Origin of the sequence: Nitratireductor indicus C115 (assembly GCF_000300515.1) — a bacterium.
GTDB classification, from domain to species: Bacteria; Pseudomonadota; Alphaproteobacteria; order Rhizobiales; family Rhizobiaceae; genus Nitratireductor; species Nitratireductor indicus.
Window position 1 is genome coordinate 1 of record NZ_AMSI01000046.1, and the last position, 4,640, is coordinate 4,640.

Genomic DNA, 4,640 nt, shown 5'->3' on the forward strand with positions numbered 1-4,640 from the left:
CCGGCAAACCCGGCGCGGTTCATGCCGCTTTATAGCGGGTATCCGCGATCAATCTGAGCAGGTGGAAGCCCGTCTTTGCAACGTGACAAGGTACATTCCTCCTCGCTTTTCACCAATTTTGCCGCCGCACATATGCCTAGAACAAAAAAAGAACAAACACTAGACTCGTTAACCCGGCTTGGTGTAGGATTTGTTTCTCAGCTCAGACATGAAAAGCATGGAGAGAGCCGTGCAGAAACCCGTTACGACGCGTGTCTGGGAACCCGATCCCTATGACGTTGCGGCATCCGAGATCATTGAGGCCTGCGCGGCGATCGCATTCCTGGGCGAATGCGACTATCTCGCCGGGCGCATAGAAGCACTGGAGCGATCTGTCAGCAGGGGATTGTACGAGCTGGGGCTGGCTTTCGACCTCACCACGATCCTGCGTAGCACCGGACTCATCAACCGTTCGCATCTTGACTGCAGCGCTAGCCGGACGATTGGATATTCACAACTCGTAAATAGATTAACGTATCTGTACAATGTCGAGACAGACACACTTCAAATCATAAGTTAGTTGCAATAGCATATGTACTGATTTGCTGCATGGTTGGGAGCGCTGGGTCTTCGATCCATTGGCGATCTGTTGAAAGCGGCGGGTTCGATGGTGCTGGCGGTGCCTTTTGAGCTGTCTCAACGAGGGGGAGAATTCCTTGGCCATCCAGGAAGACGGCAGCGCTACGCGCTGGAGTCGCGTGCTGCTGGCGGCGGGCACTGCGCTCGGGACGATCCTTTCTGTCTGCGGACCGCTTCAGCCGGCGTTTGCCCAGTCGGTCGCAAGCACTGGCGACGTCAGTCCGGAACAGACACCCACCCCCTCCTCGCACTGGGATGTCGGTGACGAACTCACGATCGGCTTCAGTGGTGCCGGCGCACTGACAATTGAAGATGGTGGCAGCCTTACCAATACAACTGGCGTTCTTGGCCATCTCGCAGGTTCTGAGGGGACTGCTGTGGTCAGGGGCGCAGGGACAACCTGGACGAACAACGGGTTCCTTTTTATCGGGGTTGACGGCACAGGCTCGATGACGATCGAGCAGGGAGGCGGAGTTACCAGCGGTCTGGGCGTGTTGGGCGACGAGAAAACCGGCGAGGGGACCGCTACCGTGACGGGTGCTGGCTCAAACTGGGCGATCAGCCAAGAACTGTATGTTGGCAACAAAGGCAACGGAACTTTCATGATTTCCGATGGCGGCGTGGTCGAGAACCAGAACGGCGTTATTGGCAGGTTATCAGGCTCCACCGGCTCGGTGACCGTGACGGGTGCCGGTTCCAGTTGGACAAACAGCGGAGAGCTTATCGTGGGCTTTGGCTATCACGATAATTTCCATTTATTTGACGGAACAGGTGGCGCTGGAACGCTGACGATCTCCGACGGTGGCACCGTCACCAACGTCGATGGCACTATCGGCGGTTATTCGTTTTCAACTGGACGGGTAACCGTGACGGGTGCCGGCTCGACCTGGACGAACAAAGGCAATCTCAATGTCGGAGTGGGCGGATACGGAAATCTGTTGATCGAGGACGGCGGCACTGTCAGCAGCAAAACCGGCGGGATAGGCGGCTCCGCAGGTGGTGCCGCTTTGGTGAGCGGTGCGGGTTCCACCTGGAACAACGAATCTATTCTCACCGTTGCCGTCAGGGGTGATGGCGCACTGGTCATCAAGGACGGCGGAAAGGTGACGAGCCAGCACACCGCCATCGGCCTCTTTGCAGGACAGGGCAGCCTGCCTGTTGCCAATGGCGCCGTGACAGTCACGGGCAGCGGCTCCGCCCTGGTCAACAGCCACGATCTCTTTGTCGGCGGCAGCGGTCTCTTCAACAACGGCGGCGGCAACGCCACACTGACGGTCCTGGATGGTGCTTCGGTCACCAACGACAACGGTTACATCGGTGCCGCCGCCAGTTCCAAGGGCACGGCGACGATTGCAGGCCAAGGCTCGACCTGGACCAACCAGGGCGACCTCACCATCGGCGACAAGGGCGATGGCACGCTCACCATCGCCGATGGCGGCGCGGTTTCAGTCGGCTCAGGCTCCGGCACGATCAATCTCGCCGTCGATGCCGGCATCGACGGAACGCTCAACATCGGCGCGGCGAGCGGCGAGGCGCCGGCGCTGGCCGGAACGCTCGATGCAGGCCAAATCGTCTTCGGCGCGGGTGACGGTGCGCTTGTCTTCAACCACGCGGGCGATCTGGACGGAGCAGCGCTGGTGTTCGGCGCGGAGTTGAGCGGCCTCGGCACGATACTGCAGGAAAACGGCGCGACAGTACTTTCCGCCCACAGTTCGAGCTTTATCGGAGAGACCGCGGTTACCGGCGGTGCGCTGATCGTGAACGGCATCCTCGGCGGTGTGCTGTCCGTCGGGGACGGTGGCACTCTCGGCGGATCCGGCACGGTTGGCGACGTGACGCTTAGTTCGGGAAGTGTCATCGCACCCGGCAATTCGGTCGGCACCTTAACCGTCGCCGGCGACATCACCTTCGATGACGGGTCCATCTATGAGGTGGAAGTCGATGCGGCAGGTTCTGGCAGCGACATGATCCATGCATCAGGACGGGCAACGCTTGGCAGCGGCAGCGTCATCCGCATCGGTCCAGGGGTGCTCGACCCGTTCTCCACCCGGACGATCCTGAAGGCCGATAGCGGCGTCTACGGGATATTCGGCGAGATCGCCTCCTCCTATGCCTTCCTGACGCCGAATCTCACCTACGATGCCGACAGCATTGACCTCAGCCTGACACGCAACACGATCGGGTTCGCCGACAGAGCCACGACCCGCAACCAGCAGTCAGTCGCCGAGAGCGCGGAAAGCCTCGGACAGGGCAACGCCGTCTACAATGCCGTCGCCGCGCTTCCGGACGACAACGCGCTGATCGGCGCTGGTTTCGATGCGTTGTCGGGTGAAATCCACGCTTCGGCTAAGTCGGTCCTGATCGAGGAGAGCCGTTTCCTTCGCTATGCCGTAAACGAACGCATCGGTACGGCCTTCGGTAATGCGGGAGCGAAAGCCCTTCCCATCCTTGCCTATGCTGCGGGCGGAGCACCCAAGGTCGTTGCCGCCGATGATGCTGGTCCCGTTTTCTGGGCGCACGGCTTCGGCGCATGGAACTCGACCGATGGCAACAGCAATACCGCCTCGCTCGACAGTGACACGGGCGGGCTGCTGATCGGCACCGATGCGGCCGTCGGCGACTGGCGTGTCGGCGTCCTGGCCGGGTACAGCCATTCAGGTTTTTCGATGGATGACCGTGCGTCATCGGGGACGAGCGACAACTATCATCTCGGCCTTTATGGTGGAAGGCAGTGGAAGCAGCTCTCCCTGAGCGCTGGGGCGGCATATAGCTGGCACGGCATCGAGACCAGCCGAGCCGTGGTCCTGCCGGGCTTAAGCGACGGCCTGACTGCCGATTACGATGCCGGGACCTTCCAGGTCTTCGGGGATCTGGGCTACGGGATCGAGCTCCAAAGCGGCGCGCGCCTCGAACCTTTCGTCAATCTCGCGCATGTGAGCCTGCACTCGGGCGGATTCTCGGAAAACGGCGGAGCAGCAGGACTGTCGGCGCGTGGCGGTTCGATGAACTCGACGTTCGCCACCCTGGGCCTGCGCGCCGAACACGACATGACGCTCGGCGGGGTCGAGACCAAGTTGCGTGGTGCGATCGGCTGGCGCCATGCATTCGGCGACACAAGCGCAACCTCCACGAACGCCTTTTCCAGCGGCCCTGGCTTCACGGTTGCCGGTTCGCCGATATCCGAGAACAGCCTGCTTTTGGAAGCTGGGCTCGACATATCGCTTTCGGAGCGGGCAACGCTCGGCGTCTCCTATCAGGGGCAGGCAGCCGCCGCGCTACTGCAACACGGTCTCAACGGAATGCTCCGGGTGCGGTTTTGACCCCCGCGATGCGTCTCTCCTTCCAGGGTGTCTGCCGAACCTCTTCGGGGCGGTAACGTGACATGGCGCACCATCGGAAGCGGCAATGGACCTGCAACGCCCCCTGCCCGACAATATACTCACCATCGTAGACAAGCCGGATATCCCAGAATGATTGTTCCCCCGAGACGGGCAGAAGGAGATCCGGAACGGACGCGCGAATGCCAACAGGCCCTACAATCCGAATTCCGCGCCCTTACACAACGCGCGCACGGTGCCGGTTGGAGCGAGACCGAAATCGAGCAGGCACTTTTTCGATTGGCTGTCGAGTATATTCGTGAGCACTAGAATGCCGAGCCTGCCTCTGAGCAGAAGAAGCACTAGACAAAATGGAAAGAGACGGTCAAAAAGATCAAATGGATGTGCTGATCGTCTTTTTCACCGCCTTTATACTACTCCCCTTCTTGCTTCTCTTGTGGATGCCTGGCTGGAAATCGCTCCTGCTCACCGGCTCAATCTTTCTGCTGATCTGCGCCTATCTGTGGTTTGATTTCGCCACGGCGCCCAGATCATACGATCTCGGTGCTCCCGTCATCACCTGGGTATGGGCCGGATTCTCCATGGCGGTGATTGCCGGCATTGGAACAAAAGCCTTGCTTCTGAGGCGCAAGGAAAGGCGCTGACACGCTTCCACATTTTGATCTTTTCACAGTGAGCCGAATA

General features: G+C 60.2%; 3 protein-coding genes. All 3 read left to right on the forward strand.

The features are described 5' to 3' along the window. Positions 1-229: 229 nt before the first annotated feature. The 3 genes from NA8A_RS24045 to NA8A_RS24055 all read left to right on the forward strand — a co-directional run bounded on the left by NA8A_RS24045 (position 230) and on the right by NA8A_RS24055 (position 4,600). Positions 230-559 (forward strand): hypothetical protein, encoded by a 330-nt coding sequence (locus tag NA8A_RS24045; RefSeq protein WP_177203397.1) that lies wholly within the window; start codon positions 230-232, stop codon positions 557-559. Positions 560-695: 136 nt separating this feature from the next. Next, positions 696-3,938, forward strand: coding sequence for an autotransporter domain-containing protein (locus NA8A_RS24860; protein WP_009453048.1), 3,243 nt, complete (start codon positions 696-698; stop codon positions 3,936-3,938). A 368-nt stretch (positions 3,939-4,306) separates the two neighbouring features. Further along, positions 4,307-4,600, forward strand: a complete 294-nt coding sequence (locus NA8A_RS24055) for a hypothetical protein (RefSeq protein WP_143088073.1) — start codon at positions 4,307-4,309, stop codon at positions 4,598-4,600. Positions 4,601-4,640 lie beyond the last annotated feature (40 nt).

Excerpts from the sequence above, each read along its gene's own strand:
- NA8A_RS24055 (WP_143088073.1), top strand. The coding sequence starts at position 4,307 with ATGGAAAGAGACGGTCAAAAAGATCAAATGGATGTGCTGATCGTCTTT.